The organism is Larkinella ripae, from assembly GCF_054780775.1.
Map to the genome: position 1 here is coordinate 121,843 of NZ_BAAGVR010000028.1, position 24,979 is coordinate 146,821.

The 24,979-nt window shown below is 55.5% G+C and carries 23 protein-coding genes; 13 read left to right on the forward strand and 10 right to left on the reverse strand.

From position 1 onward, the window contains the following. Window positions 1-15: 15 nt before the first annotated feature. The gene (locus ACYVHX_RS22320; RefSeq protein ID WP_460673910.1) at window positions 16-1,251 is read left to right on the forward strand and encodes a multidrug effflux MFS transporter; all 1,236 of its coding nucleotides are present in this window, start codon (window positions 16-18) and stop codon (window positions 1,249-1,251) included. A gap of 305 nt (window positions 1,252-1,556) precedes the next feature. Next, entirely contained in the window at window positions 1,557-2,750 is a 1,194-nt protein-coding gene (locus tag ACYVHX_RS22325; RefSeq protein WP_460673911.1) for an MFS transporter, read from the forward strand. An 83-nt stretch (window positions 2,751-2,833) separates the two neighbouring features. Here ACYVHX_RS22325 and ACYVHX_RS22330 read toward each other — a convergent pair whose 3' ends face one another. Then, entirely contained in the window at window positions 2,834-3,265 is a 432-nt protein-coding gene (locus ACYVHX_RS22330; RefSeq protein WP_460673912.1) for a VOC family protein, read from the reverse strand. Window positions 3,266-3,501: 236 nt separating this feature from the next. On the opposite strand from ACYVHX_RS22330, the gene ACYVHX_RS22335 reads away from it, so the two are divergent. From ACYVHX_RS22335 to ACYVHX_RS22345, 3 genes are all read left to right on the forward strand, one after another. Continuing rightward, a complete protein-coding gene (locus ACYVHX_RS22335; RefSeq protein WP_460673913.1) occupies window positions 3,502-4,041 on the forward strand; it encodes a glycine zipper domain-containing protein in 540 nt (179 codons plus the stop codon). A gap of 46 nt (window positions 4,042-4,087) precedes the next feature. After that, window positions 4,088-4,567 carry a YybH family protein gene (locus ACYVHX_RS22340; protein ID WP_460673914.1) on the forward strand — a complete coding sequence of 160 codons (480 nt, stop codon included), beginning with the start codon at window positions 4,088-4,090 and terminating at the stop codon, window positions 4,565-4,567. Between the two features lie 233 nt (window positions 4,568-4,800). Then, the gene (locus tag ACYVHX_RS22345; RefSeq protein ID WP_460673915.1) at window positions 4,801-5,193 is read left to right on the forward strand and encodes a T9SS type A sorting domain-containing protein; all 393 of its coding nucleotides are present in this window, start codon (window positions 4,801-4,803) and stop codon (window positions 5,191-5,193) included. Window positions 5,194-5,468: 275 nt separating this feature from the next. Here ACYVHX_RS22345 and ACYVHX_RS22350 read toward each other — a convergent pair whose 3' ends face one another. The 3 genes from ACYVHX_RS22350 to ACYVHX_RS22360 all read right to left on the reverse strand — a co-directional run bounded on the left by ACYVHX_RS22350 (window position 5,469) and on the right by ACYVHX_RS22360 (window position 9,060). Continuing rightward, window positions 5,469-5,942 (reverse strand): hypothetical protein, encoded by a 474-nt coding sequence (locus ACYVHX_RS22350; RefSeq protein ID WP_460673916.1) that lies wholly within the window; start codon window positions 5,940-5,942, stop codon window positions 5,469-5,471. Between the two features lie 145 nt (window positions 5,943-6,087). Further along, window positions 6,088-7,689, reverse strand: a complete 1,602-nt coding sequence (locus ACYVHX_RS22355) for a calcineurin-like phosphoesterase C-terminal domain-containing protein (protein WP_460673917.1) — start codon at window positions 7,687-7,689, stop codon at window positions 6,088-6,090. Between the two features lie 222 nt (window positions 7,690-7,911). Further along, window positions 7,912-9,060 carry a glycosyltransferase family protein gene (locus ACYVHX_RS22360; RefSeq protein WP_460673918.1) on the reverse strand — a complete coding sequence of 383 codons (1,149 nt, stop codon included), beginning with the start codon at window positions 9,058-9,060 and terminating at the stop codon, window positions 7,912-7,914. 189 nt (window positions 9,061-9,249) lie between these two features. On the opposite strand from ACYVHX_RS22360, the gene ACYVHX_RS22365 reads away from it, so the two are divergent. The 3 genes from ACYVHX_RS22365 (at window position 9,250) to ACYVHX_RS22375 (ending at window position 12,906) form a co-directional block, all read left to right on the forward strand. Further along, complete coding sequence (locus ACYVHX_RS22365; protein WP_460673919.1) at window positions 9,250-10,608, forward strand: GH1 family beta-glucosidase; 1,359 nt, start codon at window positions 9,250-9,252, stop codon at window positions 10,606-10,608. A 386-nt stretch (window positions 10,609-10,994) separates the two neighbouring features. Continuing rightward, complete coding sequence (locus ACYVHX_RS22370) at window positions 10,995-12,083, forward strand: fatty acid desaturase family protein (protein WP_460673920.1); 1,089 nt, start codon at window positions 10,995-10,997, stop codon at window positions 12,081-12,083. A gap of 118 nt (window positions 12,084-12,201) precedes the next feature. Beyond that, entirely contained in the window at window positions 12,202-12,906 is a 705-nt protein-coding gene (locus ACYVHX_RS22375) for a DUF4369 domain-containing protein (protein ID WP_460673921.1), read from the forward strand. A gap of 37 nt (window positions 12,907-12,943) precedes the next feature. On the opposite strand, the gene ACYVHX_RS22380 is transcribed toward ACYVHX_RS22375, so the two are convergent. Both ACYVHX_RS22380 and ACYVHX_RS22385 read right to left on the reverse strand, forming a co-directional pair. After that, on the reverse strand, window positions 12,944-13,384 hold the full coding sequence (locus ACYVHX_RS22380; RefSeq protein ID WP_460673922.1) for a hypothetical protein: 441 nt from the start codon (window positions 13,382-13,384) through the stop codon (window positions 12,944-12,946). A gap of 321 nt (window positions 13,385-13,705) precedes the next feature. Continuing rightward, window positions 13,706-15,583, reverse strand: coding sequence for a heparinase II/III domain-containing protein (locus ACYVHX_RS22385; protein WP_460673923.1), 1,878 nt, complete (start codon window positions 15,581-15,583; stop codon window positions 13,706-13,708). Between the two features lie 196 nt (window positions 15,584-15,779). Between ACYVHX_RS22385 and ACYVHX_RS22390 the strand changes: the two genes are divergently transcribed. Next, window positions 15,780-17,150 carry a Gfo/Idh/MocA family protein gene (locus ACYVHX_RS22390; RefSeq protein ID WP_460673924.1) on the forward strand — a complete coding sequence of 457 codons (1,371 nt, stop codon included), beginning with the start codon at window positions 15,780-15,782 and terminating at the stop codon, window positions 17,148-17,150. Beyond that, a complete protein-coding gene (locus tag ACYVHX_RS22395; RefSeq protein WP_460673925.1) occupies window positions 17,151-18,866 on the forward strand; it encodes a hypothetical protein in 1,716 nt (571 codons plus the stop codon). 122 nt (window positions 18,867-18,988) lie between these two features. Here the strand turns inward: ACYVHX_RS22395 and ACYVHX_RS22400 are convergent, their stop codons facing one another. Together ACYVHX_RS22400 and ACYVHX_RS22405 are read right to left on the reverse strand one after the other, a co-directional pair. Next, window positions 18,989-19,627, reverse strand: a complete 639-nt coding sequence (locus ACYVHX_RS22400; protein ID WP_460673926.1) for a 3-keto-disaccharide hydrolase — start codon at window positions 19,625-19,627, stop codon at window positions 18,989-18,991. Between the two features lie 98 nt (window positions 19,628-19,725). After that, the gene (locus ACYVHX_RS22405; RefSeq protein ID WP_460673927.1) at window positions 19,726-20,646 is read right to left on the reverse strand and encodes a ThuA domain-containing protein; all 921 of its coding nucleotides are present in this window, start codon (window positions 20,644-20,646) and stop codon (window positions 19,726-19,728) included. 222 nt (window positions 20,647-20,868) lie between these two features. Here ACYVHX_RS22405 and ACYVHX_RS22410 point away from each other — a divergent pair, with 222 nt between their 5' ends. Then, window positions 20,869-21,240 carry a response regulator gene (locus tag ACYVHX_RS22410; RefSeq protein ID WP_460673928.1) on the forward strand — a complete coding sequence of 124 codons (372 nt, stop codon included), beginning with the start codon at window positions 20,869-20,871 and terminating at the stop codon, window positions 21,238-21,240. Here the strand turns inward: ACYVHX_RS22410 and ACYVHX_RS22415 are convergent. After that, on the reverse strand, window positions 21,203-21,457 hold the full coding sequence (locus tag ACYVHX_RS22415; RefSeq protein ID WP_460673929.1) for a hypothetical protein: 255 nt from the start codon (window positions 21,455-21,457) through the stop codon (window positions 21,203-21,205). The two genes, ACYVHX_RS22410 and ACYVHX_RS22415, sit on opposite strands and share 38 nt — an antisense overlap. A 39-nt stretch (window positions 21,458-21,496) precedes the next feature. Then, window positions 21,497-21,784, reverse strand: coding sequence for a hypothetical protein (locus ACYVHX_RS22420; protein WP_460673930.1), 288 nt, complete (start codon window positions 21,782-21,784; stop codon window positions 21,497-21,499). Window positions 21,785-21,940: 156 nt separating this feature from the next. Between ACYVHX_RS22420 and ACYVHX_RS22425 the strand changes: the two genes are divergently transcribed. Both ACYVHX_RS22425 and ACYVHX_RS22430 read left to right on the forward strand, forming a co-directional pair. After that, window positions 21,941-22,270, forward strand: a complete 330-nt coding sequence (locus tag ACYVHX_RS22425; protein WP_460673931.1) for a hypothetical protein — start codon at window positions 21,941-21,943, stop codon at window positions 22,268-22,270. Window positions 22,271-22,337: 67 nt separating this feature from the next. Then, window positions 22,338-24,917, forward strand: coding sequence for a GH116 family glycosyl-hydrolase (locus tag ACYVHX_RS22430; protein WP_460673932.1), 2,580 nt, complete (start codon window positions 22,338-22,340; stop codon window positions 24,915-24,917). Window positions 24,918-24,979: the final 62 nt, after the last annotated feature.

Genomic DNA, 24,979 nt, shown 5'->3' on the forward strand with positions numbered 1-24,979 from the left:
CCACCGCTGCACCCTATGACGCGCCGACAGCATTTCGTTATTATTCTGATTTTAGGAACGCTCACCACGATCAGTCCTTTTTCCATCGACATGTATCTGCCGGGTTTTCCGGCTATTGCCGAAAGCCTGCACACGTCGATCGACAAGGTTCAGCTTTCGCTGACGGCTTATCTGATCGGAATTGCCTTCGGACAACTGCTGTACGGGCCGTTGCTGGATCGCTACGGGCGAAAACGACCGCTCTACGGCGGACTGGTGCTGTATTTGCTGGCTTCGGTGGGCTGCGCTTTTACGGATTCGATTGAAACGCTGATTCTGATGCGGCTGTTGCAGGCCATTGGCGGTTGTGTGGGCCTGGTTGCTGCTCAGGCGCTTGTCCGCGACCTTTTCCCGGTTTCGGAGATTGCCCAGGCGTTTTCGCTGCTGACGCTGGTGGTGGCGGTTTCGCCCATGATTGCCCCGACGGTCGGCGGCTATGCTACCGTGGCGCTGGGCTGGCACTCCATTTTCCTGATTCTGGCGGCCATCACGGCGCTGATTCTGGTGGCGATTTATTTTCTCCTTCCCGACGGCAAAAAACCGGAGCCTTCGATCTCGCTCCGGCCGGGGGCGGTGGTGGGGAGTTTTCTGACGGTTTTGAAACAACCCCAGTTTCTGACGTACACGCTCGTGGGGGGCATTGCCACCTCGGCTCCGTTTGCTTACATTTCCGGTTCGCCCGATGTGTTCATGAACATTTACCACGTCAGCGAGCAGCAGTACGGCTGGATTTTTGCCTTCCTGTCGATTGCCATCATCGGTCCGTCCCAGTTAAATCATATTTTGTTAAAGCGGTTCCGGAGCGAGCAAATCATTTTTGCCACGCTGACCTATCAGTCGGTGGTGGGGCTGCTGATGGTCTGGGGAACGTGGGCGGGCTGGTTCGGCCCCTACGGTCTGATTGCAGTTTTGTTTGCGTTTTTGCTGGGGCAAAGCCTGACCGGCCCCAATGCGTCGGCCCTTTCGCTGGCCCCCTTTTCACGGCATGCCGGAAGTGCCGCAGCGCTGATGGGCAGTTTCCGGATGGGCTTTGGCGGATTGGTTTCCGCGTCGGTCAGCGTGTTTCACAACCACACGGCCATTCCGATGGTGGGGATGATGGGCCTTTGTGTCCTCAGTGGCTTGGCGGTTTTACTCCTCGGCCAGCGGGCCATTCTCTACCGCTCCAAAAAAACCGGCGTTACCGAACCGCTCTCGGAAGTGGCCTTGTGAGAAGAGAAACCCCGGACTTATTCGTAAAACCGCTTCTTCCGAGTGATTTTCTGAAATCGCGCAGCAATTGGGCCGGTGTTCTGGCAGGTGGGTCAACCCGTACCAATGTTTCCGGCAAGGGCTCGGTTTCCATTTTTGGATGATTGCTCCATTGGGTCCGTACGGGTCGCCCAGCATGCGCATTTGACGGGACAGTGACGGGGTCGCAGTCCGTTTTCTCAATAAACTGCGCTTCGCCTTGATTTGAAATCGTTGCGGAATACGGACTTTTTTATACATTTAGCCGTCACTTCCGCTAATCCGTTATGAATGTAGCTCTGCCATCTGGGCCGGTGTTGAAGGCCCGGACCGCCACTCAGTTGATTTTTCTGGTTTGTGGTCTGGGAATGGCCAGTTGGGCGCCAATGGTTCCGTATGCCAAAGACCGGTTGGCGCTGAATGATGCCAACCTGGGATTGTTGCTGTTGCTGCTGGGGGCGGGCGCCATGCTGATGATGCCGACATCGGGCTGGCTGGTGAGCCGCTTCGGAAGCCGGATCATCATCGCCAGCGCCGTACTGGTCATGGCTGTTGCGTTACCCCTGCTGATTATTCTGCCATCGACGGCGGCCACCGCTGTCGCCCTGTTTGTGTTTGGCGCCAGCATCGGAGCCATTGACGTCGCCATGAACACGCACGGCGTCCAGGTGCAAAATCTCTACGGAAGTCCCATCATGTCGGCCCTGCACGGCCTGTTTAGCGTGGGCGGGCTTTTGGGGTCGCTGGGTCTGGGGTTTTTGATGAAGCTGGGGCTCAATCCGCTCTACGCCATTGTCAGTATTGCCGCCCTGATGATTCTCATTACCGTAAGCCAGTACCGGCATTTGTTCCCGGCCGAGGCCGAGCGGCAGGTGATGGCCAACTTTTCGGCCGGGGATGAAACGCCCGCGAAGACCCGCCAGCGATTCGGCTGGCTGCACGCTGGTGCCTTGTTTTTGGGACTGATGTGTTTTGTCGTTTTTCTGGTCGAAGGGGCCATTCTCGACTGGAGTGCCATTTTTCTGCGGGATACCAAAGGAATCGACCCGGAGCTGGCGGGGGCGGGGTATGCCGCCTTTTCGGTGGCGATGGCCGTCATGCGGTTAGTCGGCGATAAACTGGTGGCCCGCCTGAACAGCAAGACCGTGGTGGTGGCGGGCAGTTTAGTGGCCGCCGTGGGCCTGCTGATCGCCATTTTGAGTCCCTGGGTATTCGGGGCCCTGGCGGGCTTTGTGCTGGTGGGCCTGGGGGCGGCCAATATTGTCCCGGTTTTTTTCAGCGCGGCCGGCACCCTGCCCGGTATTGCCCCGACGGTGAGTATCTCGGTCATCACGACGATCGGTTATACCGGGATGCTGGCGGGCCCGGCTTTACTCGGTTTTATCGCTCAGCAATTCTCCCTTTCCACCGCTTTAGGATTCCTGATCTTGCTGTTGCTGGTGGTGACAGTGAGTTATGGCATAAAAGGGAAGGCGACGTAAAGAGCGGTTTGGAAGGCCAGCAGATCGAAAAAGGCCGTAGCGGTTTATTCCGCTACGGCCTTCGCTTTTAGGATTCTGAGCCCTTACTGATTGCCGGCTTCTGAGGTTGGTTGCTCCTGAACGGCGCTGGGGTCCATCCACATCACTTCCCAGAGGTGACCATCCAGGTCCTGAAAACCGTGTCCGTACATAAAACCCTGATCCTGCTTTTCGTTCGGGGTGGTGCCACCGGCGGCTACGGCCTTCCTCACCAGATCATCGACCGCTTCCCGGCTGTCGGCCGACAGGCAGAAAATGGCTTCGGTGGTTTTGCTTGAATCCGCAATTTCCTTCTTGATAAACGTTTTGAAAAAGGGCTCGACCAGCAGCATGAAATAAATGTCTTCGCTGATAATCAGGCAGGTCGCATTTTCATCCGTAAACTGCGGATTGAAGGAATAACCGAGTTTGGTGAAAAAATCGACGGATCTGTTCAGGTCTTTAACGGGCAGATTGACAAAAATTTTCGTTGCCATGTGTATTTGTGGTTTAAAGTTTACTGAACAAAGGTACGGTCGCTGCCCGAAAGAAAGGGCGTGTGAATGCGACAAGATGCGGGGTGTTTGCGACAAGATTTCCACTTCTTTTTAGGCCGCTGAATTCCCCCGAAAACCGCCTTCGGGATTTCGGTTTTTTCACGGGTTGTTACCATTTTTTAAACTATGGCTGCCTGGATCTGTCTATAGGTCATTCACCACTAAAAATGGAAACCATGAAAACGATTCATCATACATACCTCCTGATTCTGCTGACCGGGTTGTTGGCGGGTCATTCGCCGGCGGAAGCGCAAATTCTGAAAAGCTGGAGTCCACAGGCCAAAGGAACGGCCATCGGCGCGGGGACCGGAGCAGCCGCCGGGGCCATCATCCACAAACGAAACCGGGTTGTGGGCGGAGTGGTCGGGGGCGTTGTGGGCGGTGCGGCCGGCTACGCCATCGGGAAACACCTCGACAACAAGCGGAAAAAAGCCGCCTGGGAAGAAGCCGGTCGACGGGCGGCCGAACGCCCGGTGCTGGCGGCCAATACCGGGGCGGCCCCTTCCATTACGATGCGGTCTGCGGTGGTGGCAAAACCGGCGGTTAAATCCCCGGCACCAGCGCCGGCTTTCAGTGCGGTTCAGACGGCGAAACCGGAAGAAACCGAGACCAACCCGGCTTTGTACATTCTCAATCAGGGTTATCTGCCAAACCCGTATTACGGGGACGCCGACTCGCCGTACGGAGCCACGGAATACCGGCAAAAAAGCTGGTAACAGCACCGAACGGTTTTGTTTCATCACTTTTAACAATAGACTCATCATGAAATCATTCATCGCTCTGTTGTTGCTAACGATGCTGGGTACGGCATGTTCAACAACCACCGAATCGGTAAACATCCAGGAGCTGAACAAGCAGTTCATCACGGCCTGGAATGCGAAAGAGGCTGATAAGATTACGTCTTTCCTGGCCGACGACGTGCAGTTTGTGCAGGGAAACAGCCATTGGCAGGGCAAATCGGAAGTAAGCAGCAAGTGGGTAAAAGCCACGCTGCCCACCCTCGACGATCTGAAAATCTACGCGGTCAGTTCCGGAACGGACGCCAAAACCGCCTACGAAGCCGGAACGTTTTCGGTGGATGTGCTGCCCGAAAATCCGGGCGAACCAGGTGGGACCGGCTCCGGGAATTTTATGCTGCTCTGGAAAAAAAGCGCCGACCAAACCTGGAAACTCAGTTTTGTTCAACTGGAAGATTTGCCGGTACGCGCCGAATCGGGGCTGCTGTCCGCAATTCACCCATAAAAAATACCGGGTTTCGGGTTAAAAAGACGCCAGTCCACCGGCGTCTTTTTTGTTTTCCGGTAGATCCTAAAACCGCCTTTTCTTCTCATCCTTTCAATTAACCACTCATCCCGGTATTTCAACCGACAAAGTACTATGCATAGCAAGGTACCTTATGTTGTCATTACTTTTGAATCAGTAAACGGTCGAAGAGTAACTGACACCGACAAATCCTAACGCAAACAACAGATCCAATGAAAACTTTAATTGCTTCCGCCCTTATTGCCCTGACTTTGGCCACCACCTCCGCAGCGCTGGCCGACGGTAAAGAAACCGCCGAAGCCAAATCGACCTTTCAATCGGCGGTTTATCCGGTGATCAACAGCCTAAAAGTGAGTGTGAACGTCAGCAAGGCGAAAGACAGCAAAGTCAACGTCCGGCTGGTCAACGAAGCGGGGCAGACCCTGACGGTGTTGAAACTGGGCGAAAAAAACGAAACGTCGATCATCCGGTTTGACCTGAACAACCTCGAAGACGGTGTTTACAGAGTTGAGGTATCCGACGGTTTCAAAACGGACGTGAAAACCGTGAAGGTGCAAACCAGCGCCCCGGTTGACACCGCTTACCGGGCCGTCAGCCTGGACTGAGTGCGGCAAACCTTCACAATTTCATAACCCACCGGCACCGGGAATCGTGGTATATTTGTTCCGGCAAGTAAGACCCCGCTCAACGGTATGTCACATTTCCGATGTCGGTGCGGCAGAGCGGGGCCTTGCCGCTATCTTTTGCCTTCTCATGTTCATTGGGTAATCCAAACAGTCTGATGGCTTCCGGCAGGCTCTGTTTCAATGAGTTAGATACCACAAATCCCGGCCACTCGCCGGGATTTGTCTTTTATACCGCGATGAGTAGGGCCGACAGATCAGGGGAGCGTGGCGCTCTGAAAATAAAGATGCCGGATCTCGGACTGCCAGGTCGCCAGGTGTTGCGAAAGCCGGGGCGCAGCGGTTTTCTGCAAAATCAATTGCCGGAAAGCCAGACAGGAATTGAGCAGCTTTGGGGTCAAAACCGTTGCGCGACCGCCCGACGAGAGCAGGCTTACTTCCTGCGTTTGCTGACGAATCTGCTCGTTCAGAGCCAGCAGGGTGGTTTCGGACTGACCGTCGCGAACCGCCAGGCGAAGCAGGGTTACGGACGAATCCAGTGCAGCAATGGACTGAAGATGAAACTGGTGGATTTCCGGCCTGGCGGGTGCTGCCGGCGAAGCAAGGGACGGAGCCAAAACCGCCTGCCTGCAAAACCGCCAGGCGCCCCAGCCTGACAGCATCATGAGCATCAGCAGCCAGAACGCCTGATTGAACCGCCGGAGCAGCAAAACACGCAGAGAATCAATCACGCCAACAGTCGAAAGTTTCCGTAAAGATCGGAGTCCAGCATGACCTCATTGTGAAGCCAACGTGAACGATTTGCTAAATTGGGCGGCCAGGGAACGAATTACCTGGTTCGCGTGGCGGCATATCCCGGCGATTTTAGCTCGTCTTTTATTTTTCGGAAACCCCGGATGGCTCTACCACCCGGAACGTGGTGTTGCCCGTAAACGTGCGTCCGTAAACGTCTTTGGCCCGCACCTCAATGGTGTGTTCGCCCGCGGGTAGGTTTCCACCCAGCTTGGCCTTCCACAAATGGGTCGATGGAATGGGAGCGGAGGGCTTCGTACCGGCCAACGGTTGCTCTGCCGAGTCATACCGAAACCGCACGCCGAGCAAACCGGGGTCGGCTTCTTCCACGCGCGTCATCGGTTTCCAGTTGGTCTGGCCGATGCGGTATTCCAGTGAGTCGTGTTTGCTGCCCTGAAAGAAATTGGCGTACAGATCGTTCCGGCCAACCTGCCCTCGGGGAATGGCTTTGGGGGCATACAGGCCAATTTTGTAGGTTTCGGTCTGGCCCGCAATCCGGTAATCGAACGAATACTGGTTGCCGTTGAACGTCAGGAACAAATAACCTTTGGGCGTTCCGTCGCGCATGGTAGAAACCGGGACGCCCTGGGCGTTATTTTCCCCGGAATACCAGTCGCCCGAGGTTGTGCCCACGTTGTATTCGTGGTGGGGCGTAGCGCGGTCGAAGCCGGCTTCTTTGCCGTAAAAAAAGTGCTGCTGAATGTGGGTGTGGGCCGAAAGCGAGAGCGTGTGCGGAAAGTCTTTCAGGGTGTTGAACAACCGCTGCTGATCGGTTTTCCGGAACGACTCGTTTTCACCGGAAAGTGGAATGTGATGGCACAGCACCACCAGATGGTCTTTCGGAACGTGCTTCAGATCGTTTTCGATAAATGCCAGCTGGTCGGGCCGCAGACCACCCTGATACCCCGCCTGATCGCGCGGATCGGGATAAATAATATCGTCCAGCACGATGAAATGGACTTTCCCCTGCGTGAAAGCGTAGGTATTGGGGCCGTACATGGCTTCGAAACTCTCGTCCGACAGGCTATCCGCTTTCACGTCGTAGTTCATGTCGTGATTGCCCATCACCTGAAACCAGGGCAGGTCGAGTTTCCGGATCACGGCGTTGTAGGCACTGAACAAGGTCGGATTGTCGCCCACCAGATCGCCCAGACTGATTCCGAACCGGAAAGTGCCGGTTTTTCCCTGCAACTCCGAAACCACGCCCCGGTCGAAATGGCCGATCTGTTCGGTCGTGTAGGCCTGCGGATCGCCGAAAACCAGAATCTGATACTGATCCGGCTCGGCCTGTCTGGTCAGCGCAAAATCGACGGATTTGGGCAGGGGGCCGGTGGGCGAAACCCCCGCGAATTTCAGGCTGGGCGAGCCCTGCGGTTTGTGCCGGTAATAAAACTGCGGCAGGTTCTGCGGATTGACCGGAAGTTTGTAACCCGTCGGTTTGATCACAAACAGAATGTTGTCGGCGCCCACCGGCAACTGATAGCGACCCTTCGGATCGGTGAGCACGACCTCGCGGCCGTTCGAAACCGGCACCTGGGCGATTCCGGGCTCGGCGCGGTCTTTTCTGCCGTTCTGGTTGCGGTCTTCAAAAACAAAACCCTGCGCAGTGGTTTGGGCCTGTGTTAGCGCTGAACAGCTCAGCAAAGCGCCAACGAACAACCCGCGTATGGAATAGGGGATCGACATAATCAGAAGGGTGAATTAGACAGATGCGATGAAACCGTAAAGAAAACCATCCGGCAGGAAACCAGCTCAATTGATTTGTTACCAAATTATTAAAATAATTGACAAAACCGGATGCGCTTTGGGATCTGACGGCGCTGCCCGGCTCCCGGGACACCTGTTGCCGAACGGTCCGCTGCCGCGGTTAAAGGCGGTTTTGCAATGAATGGCCAGTTGCCTTTCGGATTAGCGACCTGCCGCCGACAGGGCTTTCATGCGTTGCCGGGGTCGCCGGGGCGTTGGGGTGGTCGAATTGACGGCGCGGTTCATGGCGGCCAGAAATAAATAATACCCCCGACCGTACCACGCCCGGAATTGCGCACCGGCATTGGCGTCGTAATGGGGCATAAAATCCAGCAAACGACTCAGATCAAACGAATGAGCGGCTACGCCAACCCCCGCCCGCTGGCCGTCCAGCGCATTGCAGGCCTGCTCGAAATGATTGGGTTGGGGAATCATCAAAACCGGTTTTCCGAGGTAAAAGGCTTCGCAGACGGACTCAAAACCGGCGGTTGTGACCACGGCCCGGCACCCTTGCATGGCATCCAGAAACCGCTGCCCGTCGATGGCGTGGTAGGTCAGCGCGTCGTCGATGCGTTCGTCAGTCGCCTGCGTCCCCGCGTGAAAACAACGGATGGGCAGATCGGGGTGCTGCTGGTGGGCTTTCACGAGCTGCGATACCAGACCCGGATTGGTGGTGTAGGCCAGCAGAAAATCGCCGGTGGTAGGCTGGCGTTCGATCACTTCGCGACGCAGCAACGGCGGAACCACGCGGACCCGGCTGCCCGGCACGTCGGGTTGCTGATCAAAGGACAAAGCCAGCATTTCGTGGGCCCGCCAGGCCGTGAGCCGCGAGGTCAGTTTAAACAGCAACCGATCGATCCACTGGCCCGCCGGAAACGGAAACCGGGGATGAAAGGCCAGGTATTGATGCGCCACGCAGATCATGGGCACCGAAGGCCGGTAAAAACCGTAGGCCAGTCCACCCAGCAGCTCGTAAAAATTAACGACGAGATCGGGCTTAAGGGCGTCAATGGCGTCCCGAATCTGGCGAATGCTGCGCCGGAACGTCCGAAAATTCCGAAGGGCCTGCCAGGCGGTTCTGGAAGGTTGCAAGGCGTGGGTTTGCGTATGGTAGACCAGACCGGGACTCAGCAGGGGCGTGATGGGTGCCCGGAACTGTTCGCTGAAAAACAGGGGCGTCGGGCGGTTTTGGGTAACGCCGACCAGCGCGCCAACCACCTCATGGCCAGCGGTTTCGACCAGTTGGGCAAACGAAAGAGCCTGCGTCAGATGGCCGCGACCTTCTCCCTGAACCAGAAATAAAATACGCATGAACGATAGCGACGGTTTTGGAAACGAATCTACTCCCCAGAAATGACCTGAATTTTATGGACCGGTTACCAATGCGCTCGTATTCAGCAGTTTTTCGGCGTTTTTCTTAACAGTTTCATAATAATCTGCCGGTGCGGATACCGCCGGAAACCCGCTACCTTTCCGCCTGATCTTGTTTTGATTCATCGTTTGCAACCATCAACACCGTCTTTTTCCCGGCCGGATTTTGGGCCGGATTTTGTCTGGGGCGCGGCTACGGCGGCCTATCAAATTGAAGGAGCCCACCAAACCGACGGTCGCGGGCCTTCCATCTGGGACACCTTTACGCACGACCGACGCTGGCGACGGCTTCGGGATCACGGCGATGTGGCCTGCGACTTTTACCACCGCTACGAAGCCGACCTGATTTTACTGAAGAGCCTGGGATTCCGTGCGTTCCGGTTTTCGCTGTCGTGGTCACGGATTTGCCCGGATGGCACGGGCCGGGTCAACGAGCAGGGGCTGGCGTTTTATGACCGGCTGATCGATACCTGCCTGCGGCTGGGCATCGAGCCCTGGGTGACGCTTTACCATTGGGATTTGCCGCAGGCCCTCGAAGCCAAGGGCGGCTGGACCAACCGCGCCGTGATTCGCTGGTTTTCGGAGTTTGTGGAGTGCTGCACCAAAGCGTTCGGACACAAAGTCAAGAACTGGATGGTGCTGAACGAACCGCTGGTGTTTACGGCGGCCGGCTATTTTGCCGGTGTTCACGCGCCGGGTCGGCGGGGTTTGTGGAATTTCCTGCCCGCCGTTCACCACGCCGTCATCTGCCAGGGCGAGGGGGGGCGAATCATCCGCCGGAATGTGCCCAACGCCCGGATCGGCACCACCCTGTTTTGCGCGCCGGTCGAACCGCAGACGCCGGCCCTTCGCGATGTTCGGGCCGCCGAACGCATCGATGCACTGGGAAACCGCCTTTTCATCGAACCGAGTCTGGGACTGGGCTATCCGGTTCGGGAAGCGCCCCTGCTGAAAGAAATTCTGACCAAATACGCCAGTCTGGGCGATCTGCAACGGGCGGTTTTTGATTTTGACTTCATTGGTCTGCAAAATTACTTTCGGCTGGTGGTGCGGCACGACTGGTTCACGCCCTACGTCTGGGCGCGGGAAGTAAAGCCCCGGCAACGCCGGGTAGCCGACAGTACGGCGATGGACTGGGAGGTGTATCCGGAAGGGATTTACCGGATAATTCGCCAGTTTTCGCAGTACGAAAAAATCAACGAAATCATCATTACCGAAAACGGGGCGGCTTTTCCGGACCAGTTGCGGGATGGCCGGGTGGAGGATCCGCAACGGGTTGCCTACTATCAAAGGTACCTGCACCAGGTGCTGCGGGCCAAACAGGAGGGCTTCAAGGTGGGCGGTTATTTTGCGTGGTCACTGCTGGATAATTTTGAATGGGCCGAGGGCTACCGGCCGCGTTTCGGACTGATTTACGTTGATTACCCGAGCCAGCAACGCATTGTGAAACAGTCCGGTCAGTGGTTTCGGGATTTTTTGACCCGCTGACCGGCGAGCCGGTTTTAGGTCATCCAGGATTAAAACCCGGGCGGTTTTCGGGATAAAATTCAGGCCGGAAAACCGGGTGAATGCGGGTGCGATTTGCCCCACTCAGGCTGGCAATTATCCAGGTTTGTGAATTTTAAAAGCAAGTATTTCGTTATCAGGTCGTTGTTGAAATAACCGTTTGCCATTCGTGTAAAATACGCGCTGTTTTGTCGAACGTACGGAATAGGGCCGTAACTTTCCGCGTCGTAATGGACAAGGTACCGCGGACGCGGGAAAAGGTTGTTCCGGAGGTACCGATTTGTTGTATTATTTTAAGCGATTTGTTGCCCGATAAGCCGAATGCAATTTTCTGAATTCTGCACAAGTCGGCTTAAGGATTAGTTTTAATGCAAACACCCGTAAAATTTACCAATACCGGTCGGTCGCAGTTTTTTGCCACCGCTCGCCAGCGCGTCGATACCTATTTCAAGGAAACCGGTATTTCGCCCCACGCCAACCGGGCCATGTGGTTTAAGGCCCTCTTTTTTCTGACCGGCTACGGGCTGCTCTACGGCCTGATCCTGTCGAATGTTTTTAATGCCTGGACCATGCTCGGCCTGGCCGTTTTACTGGGCATTTTTGCGGCTTTTATTGGGTTCAACGTCTCCCATGACGCCATTCACGGCGCGTTTTCCTCCCGAACTTGGCTGAACAAAATGCTGGGCAGCAGCTTTTATTTCATCGGGGCGAATCCTTACGTTTGGAAGTTGTCCCACAACGTCGTTCACCATACCTACACCAACATTTTCGGGCACGACGAAGACATCGACGTGGCGCCGGGGCTCATTCGCCTGGAAGACGGGGAAGCCTATCGACCGTGGCAGCGATACCAGCACCTGTACGCCCTGCCGCTGTATTCGCTGACGTCGCTTTCCTGGGTTTTTCGCAAGGATTTCGTTAAGTTTTTTCAGAAAAAAATCGGTCAGCACGCCAATCCGCGCCATCCCCGGCACGAATACATCACCCTGTTTACGACCAAGGCCGCTTATTATTTTTGCTTTCTGATTCTGCCGTATCTGGTGCTGGATTTGGCCTGGTGGCAAATCGCACTCGGGTTTATCACCATGCACCTGGTGGAAGGAGCCTTGATTGCCGTGGTTTTTCAGTTGGCGCACCTCGTGGAAGGTACCTCGTTTCCGGTGCCGGTCAACGGAATGAGCATTCAGGAAGCCTGGGCGGTTCACCAGTTGCGCACCACGGCCAATTTTGCCCCCCGCAGCAAGATGGCGGCTTTTTTCTGTGGCGGTCTGAACCGGCAGATCGAGCACCATCTGTTTCCCAAAATCTGTCACATTCATTATCCGGCCATCACGGCCATTGTGCAGCAAACCGCCCGGGAATTCGAACTGCCCTATCTGGAAAACAGGACGTTTTTATCGGCGCTGCATTCCCACTACCGCATCCTGAAAAAACAGGGCCGCATCGAATTGGCCTGACGTATTCACGGACGTCAACCCGCGTGGAGTTTTGCACGGACTGACGTTCGTGAATACGGATTGTAATAAAAACCGCCCGGTTTCGTCTAGGCAGAAGAGAACCTAATCCTTCGTACCGATGAAACTTGTTAAGCTCCTGCTCCCCGTCCTGTTGTATTTTCTGTTGATCAAATGCTCGGCCCAGCAGCCCGCTGGCTACCGCGTGAACGGGCATATTCTGGGCTTGCCGGACAATACCAAAATGTACCTGATCGACGGCGGGCAACGGAAAGTTGTTGATTCGGCGGTGGTTCGGCAGGAGCGGTTTGTGCTGAACGGAACCATGGCTGAACCGGCGCACATGTATCTGTACGCGGGCAAGGGCAGCATGAGCCTGAAACTGGCGGATATTCTGCTGGATAACCGGACCGTTACGGTGGAAGGTTCAAAACCGCTGTACGACAGCGTGGTGGTCAGCGGCTCCGACATCGACCGGCTCTGGAAAGAATGGTACCGGGAAGACCAGCAGATTGGTTACCAGCGTTACCGCATCAAACAGGTGCATGAAGCGCTGGTGGCGAAGGAAGACACCGCCAACGCCCGGCCCCTGAAGAAAATCGTGGACGAGATGACGGCAAACCGCATCGATCTGCTGAAGACGTACGTGAAACGCTACAACACCACCGCCGTGGGAGCGGCTTTGCCCACACTTTGTACGCTGAGTAATTACCTGACCAAAGCCGACTACCTGGAAATGTACCGGACGCTGTCGCCCACCTGGCAAAACTCCCGGCTGGGGCGGGAGATTCTGGCCGAAGCCGCCAAAAAGAATGCCCGACCCTAAGCGGCATTTTCCGAAATAACGCTGTTAGATTTATCCGTTAAAGTTCGTAGGTCACGGTTTGCTTGAGCACCGGGCCGCCCTCGGGCTTAAACGACACCAGCATGAGGCCCTTTTTACTGGTCTTTTGGTAAGAAGCCGACGACTTCTGGTAGACAATCCGGGCCGTTTCAAAACCCAGCATCTTTTTTTCAAAGGAACCGGCGCCGAACGTCAGCGGCCGGAAGCTGGCTTCGGTCAGGGCCGTATCCAGTTCCATCACCGTAAAAACCGTATCCTGTTTGGAAAGCCCCTGAATTTCAACCAGCAGCAAACCCGTGGCGCTGGTTGGTTCGCCTTCTTCGTCGATCAGGGCTACCGAAACAATCAGGCCGTCGGAGCCATCTTTCCGAACTTCAACCGCTTTCAGCAATTTGGGCGGATTCTCATTTTTACAGCTTGCCAACAGCAGCAAGGCCAACAGGTAGCCAGCAATTCTCATGGATCAGGTCCGTTAAAGGTCGTTTTTCCCTAATAACCTGGGAAAGTGGTTTACGGTTTTCGGTATACAGGTTTCGGTTTTCGGTATACGGTTTTTGGTTTACAGTTTTTGGTTTTCGGTATACGGTTTTCGACAGGCCGTCGCCACGCCGGACCGTCGCTACGCCGGGCCGTCGCTACGATCGGCTGACGCCTTCAGCGTTCAACATTCGTTATTCATTATTCGCTATTCAAAAATAATTGCCTCACCACCGTAGCGACGGCCCGGCGTAGCGACGGCCCGCCGAAAACCGTATACCGAAAACCGAAAACCGGTTCCCCGCTAGCGCGGCCATTTCGCCAATGCCTCGACGGTTTTTTGCGTTTTCGTGGCGGCTTTTTCCGGCACCAGCAAAACCGTCAGGGCTTTTTGGGAGCTGGCGGGCAGCACCACTTCAAAGCCGACCCGGATGGTGCCGGGGTTGGCGGCATCGTAGCTGTTGGGCGGATCGGTGGTCCAGGTTTTCAAGACTACATTGGCCGGTTCCCGAACTTCCAGGATCAGCTTCCTGCCGTCTTTGGTCAGCTCGGCTTTGTTGGTGCCGAGCAGCTTGACATCGGCCGGGCTGAGCATCGTCCAGCGAACCGTGGTTTCGGCCGCCCGGTTTTCGAGTTCATCCCGCACCACCACGTAGGCTTTGTCCACCAGCGCAACCCCCCGTGTGGCTTTTTGCAGGGATTCGGCGTAGAGCCCGGTCAAATCCGTAACGGCGTTCATATAGTCCGGTTTTTTCGAAAAGGCCGTGATGGGCGCTTTGCCGGTTACCTTCTGCAGGCTATTGTTGACAGTCAGCGTATTGTGGACAAAATTGTTGTACCGAAAGACCTGCCAGCGTTGCGAATCCTGGCGACCATTCCACAGATCGACTCCTTTCGATTCGAGCGATTCGTATTCCTGCATCCCAAAATCCATCGCCCAGCGAACGCCCTCGGCTTCCATCACAAACGACCCAACATCCATGTGCGCGTGGCTGGCCGAGGGCGTTCCGGCTTTCAGGCCCAGATACACAGCCGCCGGATCGGTCCAGGACGACCGCATGAGGGCCACCGGGGTTTTGCCCTGACCGACCCACATCAGCTCGTTGGGCGCGGCCATGGAACCCAATTTAACCCCCGCACTCCAGAGCATGGTCGCGGGCAGGAGCCGGTTTTTGACCACTTTCGTCGCGTCGTCGTTCATCAGGTGGGTGCGTTCCACCCACAGCAGCGACGGATTTTTCAGCTTTTCGGCAAACCAGAACATCGCCGGTTGCAAACCGCCCCCCAACCCGGAGTCGGAGTAGTTGAAGGCATTGCCCGAAGGACCGGTCATAAACTCCAGGTATCCGGCGGTTTTTAAAAAACCGGCCTGGGCTGTCAGCCCGAAATCCTGGCCAAAGGCTTTATCCAGCGCACTGATGAGCATGACGTTGAAGCTCGTGCCGTAGCCCCAGTAGCTGTAGCCTTCGGGGTAGGCGCCATCGGGACTGTACTCGGTCATTGGCAGGCTGACGGTTTCGAGCGCCCGGTTGATGATCTGTTTGCCCAGTTGAGGTTGCTCTTCAAAGATCGCCAGCGCGCCGTATACCATGCCCGCATTGCAGACCTGGTTCCAGTTGTTGGTTACTTTCAGCCAGTTGCTGTACTTCGGATCAAGCGAAGGTTCAATTCCTTTTTTGAGGATGGCGTCTTTGATGAGCCCGCGCGACGACTCGGCCAAACCCGAATACAGCCAGTCGTAGCCCAGACTGACCGCCATGGTCATTTCACCCACATCCAGAAAATGGGAGGGATTCCAGTCGCTGAAAGCCGCGATGGCCAGCATTTCTTTTTCGGCCCGGCGCAGATAGTTTTCCTGCTGGGTCATGCGGAAGGCGTAGGAAAGAAAAAAGAGCCGGCGCAGGGCTTCCCGGGATTTATCGAGCAGGCGTCGGCCAATCTGAATGCGCTGGAGCGGAGCAACATCGAGCAGCGCGTCGCATTCGGCCAGAATGATGCCGTGCATTTTCTGCCAGGTCGGGTCGGAAGTGGTGGTGCGTTTGATTGCGGCTTCTTCGCCTTTCAGGAGCAGGATGCGGGGGTGATCCGGCAGGCTGACCTGGGTGCCGATCCGATCGGTTTGGGCCGGTGCGGAACGGGAGACCAGCAGGAGGAAGGCAATGGTAGTCAGGACGGTTTTCATGGCTGGGGCAGGAATAGGTTCGAATCGTGTAGACAAAACCGGGTCGGGCGGGAAGTCTACCCATTGAATTGTAAACTTGCCGGAAAAAGTTACTTTTCCCGGGTTGGTAGTTTTTCAACGTTTCGTACTTTATGTACCAAATACATACTAACAGAATTTAAAACCCCGGCGTAAAGCGTCCGAAACCTTCTCGCAAATGGATTTTTTTAACATGAACCGCCGTAGTTTCCTGCAGGGTGCCACGGCATCACTCGCGCTTTCGACCCTGGGAGCCTACGGTATGGACCCGCTCCAGCAGGGAAAAACCTGGCGTGTGGCGCTGATCGGAACCGGCTGGTACGGCAAAAGCGATTTATTCCGGCTGATTCAGGTGGCTCCCGTTGAAGTGATTGCCCTCTGCGATGTCGACAAAAACATGCTGGATGCTGCGGCCAAACTGGTCAGCCAGCGGCAGAAATCCGGCAAAACGCCCAAGCTCTACGGCGATTACCGCAAACTTTTAGCGGAAAACCAACTCGACATTGTCCTGATCGGAACGCCCGACCACTGGCACGCTTTGCAGGCGATTGATGCCGTTAAGGCCGGTGCGCACGTGTACGTCCAGAAACCGATCAGCGTCGATGTGATGGAAGGGGAAGCGATGGTGGCAGCCGCCCGGAAATACAAGAAAGTGGTGCAGGTGGGAACGCAGCGCAAGAGCACCCCGCACCTGATCGAAGCCAAAAAGAACATTATCGATGCCGGTTTGCTGGGCAAAGTGTCGCACGTCGAAATGTGCTGCTACATCCACATGCGGGCCAACGGCAACCCGCCGACCGAACCGGTTCCGGCTTTTCTGGACTACGAAATGTGGACCGGCCCGGCCCCGCTGCGTCCGTACGACGGCCTGCCCCACATCCGCTGGTGGCGCACTTTTAAGGAATACGGCAACGGGATCATGGGCGATATGTGCATCCACATGTTCGACACGGTTCGCTGGATGCTGAAACTCGGCTGGCCCACCAAAATCAGTTCGGAAGGCGGTATTTACGTGCAGAAAGAAGGCAAATCCAACATTTCGGATACGCAGTCGGCGGTTTTTGAATACCCCGAACTGAACTGCGTCTGGCAACACCGCACCTGGGGAACGCCCAACAACCCGGATTATCCGTGGTCGTTCACGCTCTACGGCGACAAAGGAACGCTCTGGGCCAGCACCATGCAGTATGATTTCATCCCGCAGGCCAAAGGCGGACAGAAAATCCACAAGGATGTGGTGTACGAAAAAGAAAAGTATCCGGAAGACAATACCGAAGAGCGCATCGAACTGAACGCGGCTCCGGCAACCCGGCTGCACATGCTCGATTTCCTGGCGGCCATTGAAAAAAACAGCCGCCCGGTGGCCGACATCGAAGAAGGCCACATTTCGACCGCGAGCTGTCTGCTGGCCAACCTCTCCATGGAACTCAAGCGGCCGATGGTCTATGATCCGAAAAAACGGGAAGTGGTGGGCGACAAAGAAGCCACCGCCAGACTGTCCCGCGAATACCGTAAACCGTGGATTCACCCTGATCCGAAGAAAGTTTAGATGAACCGACGAACATTTGTATGCCTCGGAACGGCCACGTTCTGCAGTTTGCCCGCGCTAACAACCGCAACGCTGGCCCGTTCTTTTGCAATTGCACCCCAGGCCAAACCGGGCTGGCTGATTGATACCATCAAAGCCAATGACGAGCAAATCGGGAAGGTTCGTGCGAATCGGGTGAAAGAAACCGGCAGTCCGGCCTTTGGTGGCTTCAAGGATGCCGACGATATTCCGAACGCCCAGTCGACCGCCGATTTTGTCCGGCGGAGCTGTTGTGCGCTTTCCTGTCCGGAATCGACGTTTTACCGTTCAAAGGAATTGCTCGGCGAAACCGGGCTGGCCCTGCAGTATTTGCTGAAGCTCCAGCATTCGGACGGCACGATCGACCTGCCCATGACCAATTTTCATTCCACGCCCGATACCGGTTTTATTGTCAAGCGGTTAACCACAGCTTACAGCCTGCTGGACCGGTCGGGAACGCCGGGCGCCGAGCCGGTTCTGGCGAGCCTGAAAACGTTTCTGCAACGGGCGGGCGATGCGCTGGCGGTGGGCGGAATTCACACGCCCAATCACCGCTGGGTGGTGTCGGCGGCTTTGACCAAACTGAACACGCTCTGGCCCGACAAGCGGTACGTAAACCGCATCGAGCAGTGGCTGGGCGAACACATCGACATGGACGCCGATGGGCAGTACAACGAACGGAGTACGCTTATTTATTCGCCCCTGACCGACCGGCTGCTGATTACGATTGCCAAGGGGATGAACAAACCGGAGCTGCTGGAGTACGTTCGGCGAAATCTGGCGATGATGCTTTACTACATTCACCCGAATGGCGAGGTGGTGACGGACGCGTCGGGGCGACAGGACAAGGCGGGCATCGGAACGCTGGAAGGCTATTATTACGCAGCCCGTTACATGGCCTTGCAGGACAAAAACGGCGAGCTGGCCGCGCTGTGCCGCCAGATTGAGAAAACCGTGTTGAATAAGGGCGTTCATTTCCTCGATTATTTTCTGGACGATCCCGGGTTCTGGAACGAACTGCCCGCCAGCAAACCCTTGCCGACGAGTTACGTAAAACCGTTTCCGCATTCGGGCCTGGTCCGCATCCGGCGCGGCAACTGGGACGCTACGATTTTGAAAACCAACCCGGTTTGGCTCACGTTTTCGAAGGGCGAAGCGGTGTTGCAGGGCATCCGCCTGTCGGCTTCTTTTTTTGGGAAAGGCCAGTTTCAGACGGAAAAAATTGAGCAGCAGGGGGATAGCTGGGTGTTGACGCAATCGCTCAAAGGTCCTTATTACCAACCGGTTGCCAAAAGTGACATCGATCCGGCGGGCGATTGGGAAAAGATGCCGCACGCCAAGCGGAAACATTCCGAGATCCAGGAGTACGAAGCGAAAGTGACGATCCGCGAAACCGGCAGTGGGATGGAGGCCCAGATTCAGATTACCGGCACCGAGCACGTCCCGGTTTCGCTGGAGCTGATTTTCCGACCCGGTGGCAACCTGGCAGGCGTTACCAAACATCTGACCCGCGCCAACGCGCATTTGCTGAGCGCAGAATCGGGCTCGTATACCGCCGGAAAAGACACAATTACCTTTGGGCCGGGAAAGGCGCTGCACAAAAACGTGGTGTTGCGGGGCGCTTTGCTGCCGATGGATGCGCCCACGGTTTACCTGACCGGTTTTACGCCTTTTCAGCACACGATCCGGTTTTCGTGACCATCCCTACAAACCCTGACGGGGGTTGACTGTGGATAGCCTCGTACGCGGTGCGGGGCGGAAGGCCGGGGGGGCACCCCCGGTTAGCCAGGGTCAACCCCTGCGGGGTTGGTAGGGACGGTTTACGGCCGTTCTTCCAGCATCAGGTCTTTGTAGTAGACCAGGGCTTTGCCTCCGCCGTGGATCTGGAGACCGATCAGACCGGTTTGCGGAATGGTTGCGTCCGGTTCGGTATAGTCAATGGTCTGTTTGCCATTCAGATAGAGCCGGATTCGCCGGTTTTCGGCCCGGACCTCGTACTCATTCCAGTCATTGCGTTTGAGAATCTTTTTGATCAGTACGGAGTCGGGTTTGATCAGCGTTTTGTTCCGGCGCGATTCATCGTACAGACTCGCCCAGTAGCCGTCGCCCAGATCGGCCTGGTAGCCCGTCATTTCGTGCGCCGGCTCGGTTAGCCGTTTGCTCCGAAATTGCACCCCGGTGTTGATAAAACCGTCGGTGCCGACCAGCTTGAATTTACAGCGCAACACAAAATTGCCGTATTCGCGGGTGGTGCATAAAAAGTCATTCTTAGGGACGGTTTCCGTCAGTGACCCACCCACCAGCGCCCCGTCCTGAATGCGCCAGGTTTTGAGCGTGTCGCCCTCCCAGCCACGAAAGGTTTTGCCGTCGAAAATCCGGGTCGGTTTCTGCGGGGAGTGGCTCATCAAAGCCGTTAGAAAAACGGCGCCAGCGAAGGCACCCAACATCGAAAATTTCATGGCGTCGAAAGGTTTAGGCGTGTGGGAATCTGTTTTTTGACCGACACGTCCAGTACCGGCCTAATTTCAAACGTACTCAATCACTGCAAGGGGAACGGTCAGTGCGGACACTGGTATTCGCCCATTTCTTCTTTCGATGGCGTCGAGGAGGCCACACCACCGGCGGGGACGTCCGCTTTGGCAACCCAGGCAATGGCATTCAGGACGAGTTTGCGCATGTTGTCGTCGGCCCAGACGCGGTGAAAATGGCCGCCGGTGATGCCAAAACCGCGTCCGCCGTCGGGTCGCTCGCGGCACCAGGCCGTGTGTTGCGGTTTTCCGATTTCGGCCCGGACCGCCGGATTGCCTTCGTGCGGACCGTCTTTCCGGTCGAGGCTCGACGCGGGTGGAACCGTGGTCAGAATCGGCGTGACACCCGCCATGTTCGGGCGGAAGCGCATGTGGTAATACCACTCATCGTTGAGCGTAAACGGCTTAACGCCTTTGGTGATCAGGTGGTTGGGCAGGGAGGGGTAGGAGGCAGTCCAAACCGGGTTCACCGACCAGTCGGTTTCAAAATAACCGCCGATCCAATCCAGGAAATACGTACCGGGCGCGCCTTTGGGCACCTCAACGGCGTAATGAATACAAACCAGGCCAACGCCTTTTTTCATCAGGGCATTCACCGGCTCCAGATGCGGGTTGATCAGGTGGCCGGGGCCACCGTCGCCGTAAATCACCACCGCATCGGCCCGGTCGAGCGCCTTCGGATTGGTGGGCCAGCCCTCCGAAAAAACCTCCGTTTCGATGGAAGGAATGGTTTCCTGTAACCGTTTGGCCAGCAGAATGCAACCGGCCTTGTGTTCGTGTTCACCGGCCCCGTGGCTGCATTTGCCCGCAATGAACACCACCCGCTTTTTGGCGACCGGGGCGACAATACCGGCCGAAGACGGCGCCCCGCTGAACCAGGTTGGCAGCGTAGTAAAAGTCGCAAGAAGGCCAAGGACACTACTCAGGAACAAGGGAAAAACCGACCGCATGGTATTTTCTTTTTGGAATATTGACAAAAGAATCCGGCGAATGGTAACTACTTGAATTCCTGATCGGATTGGCACAGAATTGGTGGAAAGATGCCCACGCCGGGCAAAAACCGTATACAAACTTTCTAAAAGTATGGTCTGGTATTTGTGCGGTAATAAGTAAATAATCAGGTACTTGTACTTTATTGATAGTCTGTATATTTTTATCAATACCGCCACCAAATGAGAAAGTCTGTTCTGGTAGTTGAAGATCAGTCGGCGCAACGCAAGTTAATGGTAGATGCGTTACAACGGGCCAATTATACTATTTATCAGGCTGGCGATGTTCGGGAGGCAATCAATCTGATTCACCAGCAAAAACCGGATGTGCTGGTGGCCGATATGCACTTACCGAACGGGGATGGTACGGATGTGATTCGGGAAGCCCGGAAACTGCCGGGGACGCCCGTGGCGGTTATTGCCGTATCGATCGATCTGGCGATTTTAAATCAGAATATTACGGCTACGTACTCGGCTGACGCCTACTTATCCAAGCCGTTTCATCCGCGCGAACTTCTCAAGATTGTGGAGGAACTAGTGGGGGTATCGCTGTGATTTGTTTAAAACCCGCGCGTAGCAATTCCATCCCGATTTCTACGGTTACCACCCAGTATTTGCGTTCATCATTCGTAACAATCCACAGCGTATCTTCCTCAGATTCATTAAGTTGTACCCATGCCTGGGCCTGAATCGGATTATCGAACAGAATGAGCGGGGTATCAATAGGCGTAGGTAACGCTTGCAGCACAGCAAGCCACGTATCTTCATTCATAGGTGGGAATGCAAAACAGGTATGCGGATGTGAAAACGGTTAATGGATAAACCAACCCAACAAAACCGCCAGGAAACCAAAGGCTAAAGCGGCTGCAATGCGACGAATTTTGTGGGGCCTCAGGGCTTTTTGAAATGCAGAGTAGGCGTAATAACCCGCTATCAAACCATTCAGAAAAATTGAAAAGCCAATAAGGTAAACGGCCTGCATGGGATAAAAAGCCAGTATGTGAGTAGTTTCAACCTGGAGTAATTTACCTATAACAAAATCCGTGCCATCGCTAAATTTTGTTCCTGAAAAACGCCCTGCTTGGCGAAAAAAACGCATCTTATGGGTCTTGTTACCGCGTCTGGGAGCAAAATAAATTACAATATTTTAGAAATAATTACCGTTTTTGTGACTGAGTGGTACAAAATTTGTACTTATTAAGAAGAACGTTACTTATTCCGGACCCTTATGATGGCAACAACACTCCCAACTTCAATGTCCGGTTCTCAGGCCAACCTGCAATTAAATCCGAAATGGAGCCGGCAAGTTCAGGAGTCATTCGACCTCTACCACGATCTGGAGGTTTTAAGGGATAAAGTCCAAAGTCCGGAAGCGATTCAATCCATTGACGACAGCCAGCGGCACCTGCTGTTCACCCTGAACTCGATTTTCATGGAACTGGGCGCGGCCCCGCCTTCGTCGGAGCAATTTGCGCTCAAAGAGTTTATGCGCCAGATTTCCCGGCGGGTTCAGGCCGAAAACCGGCTGGTGAAATCCGTGATCAACCAGATCAACACGACCCTCCGCGTTCAGGATGTAAACTGAATCTGTTAATTCGTTTCTTGCCATCCCTCTTTTGTACATTTGTCAGGATTTTAACCCTCCTGAACCGATGTACCGTTTACTCCTCTTCTTCCTTTTTTGCGCCCGAATCGGGTTTGCCCAGTGGCAGCCGACCGAGTGGCCGGTTTTAAAGCATTACGACCGCAATCACCTCTATACCATTGCGTTGCCGCTCGGTGGAATTGGCACCGGTACGGTTTCGCTGGGCGGGCGCGGGGAACTGCGCGACTGGGAGATCATGAACAAACCCGCCAAAGGCTTCAGCACCGTCACGGTTGGCAACAACGCCCCGTTTTTTGCCATCAATGTGCAGCCCGCCACCGGAAAACCGCTGACCAAAGCCCTGCTCGGACCACTCGATCCCGCCGAATACCTGCATTATGAAGGTCGCCCGGCCAATCAACACGGTTTTCCCCGGTTTGCGGAAGCATCGTTCGATGCGGCTTATCCCCTGGGACAGGTGAATTTGTCCGATCCCAAAATGCCCGTCAAAGTCAAGATCAAAGGCTTCAATCCCTTGATTCCGGGAGATGCCGATGCGAGCGGTATCCCGCTGGCCGTTTTAGCCTACGAAGTGACCAATACCGGCAACGAAGCCCTGACCGTGGCGGTTTGCGGTTCGATGCGCAATTTCATCGGGAAAGACGGCAGCCAGGTCCGCAAAGACTGGAAAGGCGACATTATTCCGCTGGGCGCTAAAAAGAATCAGAATGTGTATAAAACCGGTGCCGGTTTTCAGGGAATTTACCTGTTTTCCGACAGCGTAAACCGGCAGGACCCGGCCTGGGGTACCATCGCCCTGACCACCAACAGCATCGCCGGCGTCACCTACCGCACCTCCTCGCGCTCCAACGACTGGGAGAACGCCATGCTCGATTTCTGGGACGATTTCAGCGCGGACGGCCGGCTAACCGAAAAAGATAAACTGGTAGACGACGACCCGCTGGCGTCGCTGGCCGTTCAGAAAACCATCGCGCCGGGGCAAACGCAGACGTTTACGTTTTTCATTAGCTGGCACTTCCCGAACCGCCCGGCCTGGTCGTCGTTTTCGTTGCAGCCGGGCCAGGAGACCGTCGGTAATTACTACGCGACGCAGTATGCCAATGCCTGGGAGGTACTGGCGAAAACGCTGCCGCATCTCCCGGTTCTGGAGCAGAAAACGCTTCAGTTTGTGCAGGCTTTTCTGGACAGCTCGTACCCGGATGTCATTAAGGAAGCCGCGCTTTTCAACCTGGCGACTCTGCGCTCCCAGACGGTTTTTCGGATTCCGAGCGGGCATCTGATGGGCTGGGAGGGCATTTTCGACGAAAACGGCTCCTGCTTCGGTTCCTGCACCCACGTCTGGAATTACGAACAGGCGACGGCTTTTCTGTTCGGAGATCTGTCGCAATCCATGCGGGATGTTGAGTTTAATTACGCCACCAACGAAACCGGGAAAATGAGCTTTCGGGTGATGCTGCCCTTGTCGAAAGCCCAGAATTGGAGCAATGCCGCAGCCGACGGACAGATGGGCACGGTTCTGAAATTCTACCGCGACTGGCAGTTGTCGGGCAATGCGGAATTCCTGCGGAAAAACTGGCCGCAGGTTCGCAATGTGATGCGTTACGCGTGGATTCCGGGCGGTTGGGATGGCAACCAGGACGGGGTAATGGAAGGGCGGCAACACAACACGATGGACGTCGATTATTACGGCCCGAATCCGCAGATGGGTTTCTGGTACCTGGCGGCCCTGAAGGCCACGGCCGAAATGGCAACGGCCATGAAAGACAAAGCCCTGGCCCAAAAATGCCTGGATCTGTACCGCAAAGGCAGCGCCTGGATGGACCAGAATCTGTTCAACGGCGAGTATTACGAACACAAAATTACGGACCCGAAAACGTTTACCTTTCTGGATTGGGAAAAGAACCCGGACGTTTCGGTGCCCGATTATCAGTTGGGGAAAGGCTGTCTGGTGGATCAGCTGGTCGGGCAGATGATGGCGCACACGCTGGGCCTGGGCTATTTGGCCAAACCGGAAAACGTTCAGAAAACGCTGCAAAGCGTGATGAAATACAATTACTTAGCAAACTTCTCCGACCATTTCAACAACATGCGCTCCTACGTTCTGGGCGACGAAGCGGGGCTGTTGATGGCGAGCTGGCCCAAAGGACGGCTGAAAGTGCCGTTTCCGTATTTTGCCGAATCCATGACCGGTTTTGAGTACTGTGCCGCCGTGGGAATGCTGTATGAAGGGCAAACGGAAGATGCGCTGAAATGCCTGAAAAGCATCCGGGACCGGTTCGATGGCCGCAAGCGGAATCCGTTTAATGAGCCGGAATGTGGTCACCATTACGCCCGCTCGATGACCAGCTGGAACGCCGTGCTGGCGTGGAGCGGTTTTCGGTATTCGGCGGTTTCGGAGTCGATGGCGTTCACCAGCCAGCCCGGTACCTATTTCTGGTCGAACGGGTCGGCCTGGGGAACCTGCACGATTGCCGCGAAGGGAACGGAAAACCGGGTGGCGCTGAAGGTGTTGAACGGAAAAATCCGTCTCCGCCAGTTCGAGCTCCAGCGAGTTGGCAAACAAGAGTTTAAGCAAAGCCAGGAGCTTGGCGCGGGCAGGACGCTGGATTTTACGGTGAAAAGATAGGAACGGTTTTCAATCCTGCATTTTTGATTGTGCATTAGTCATTTAACCCCTAACTTGCCGCT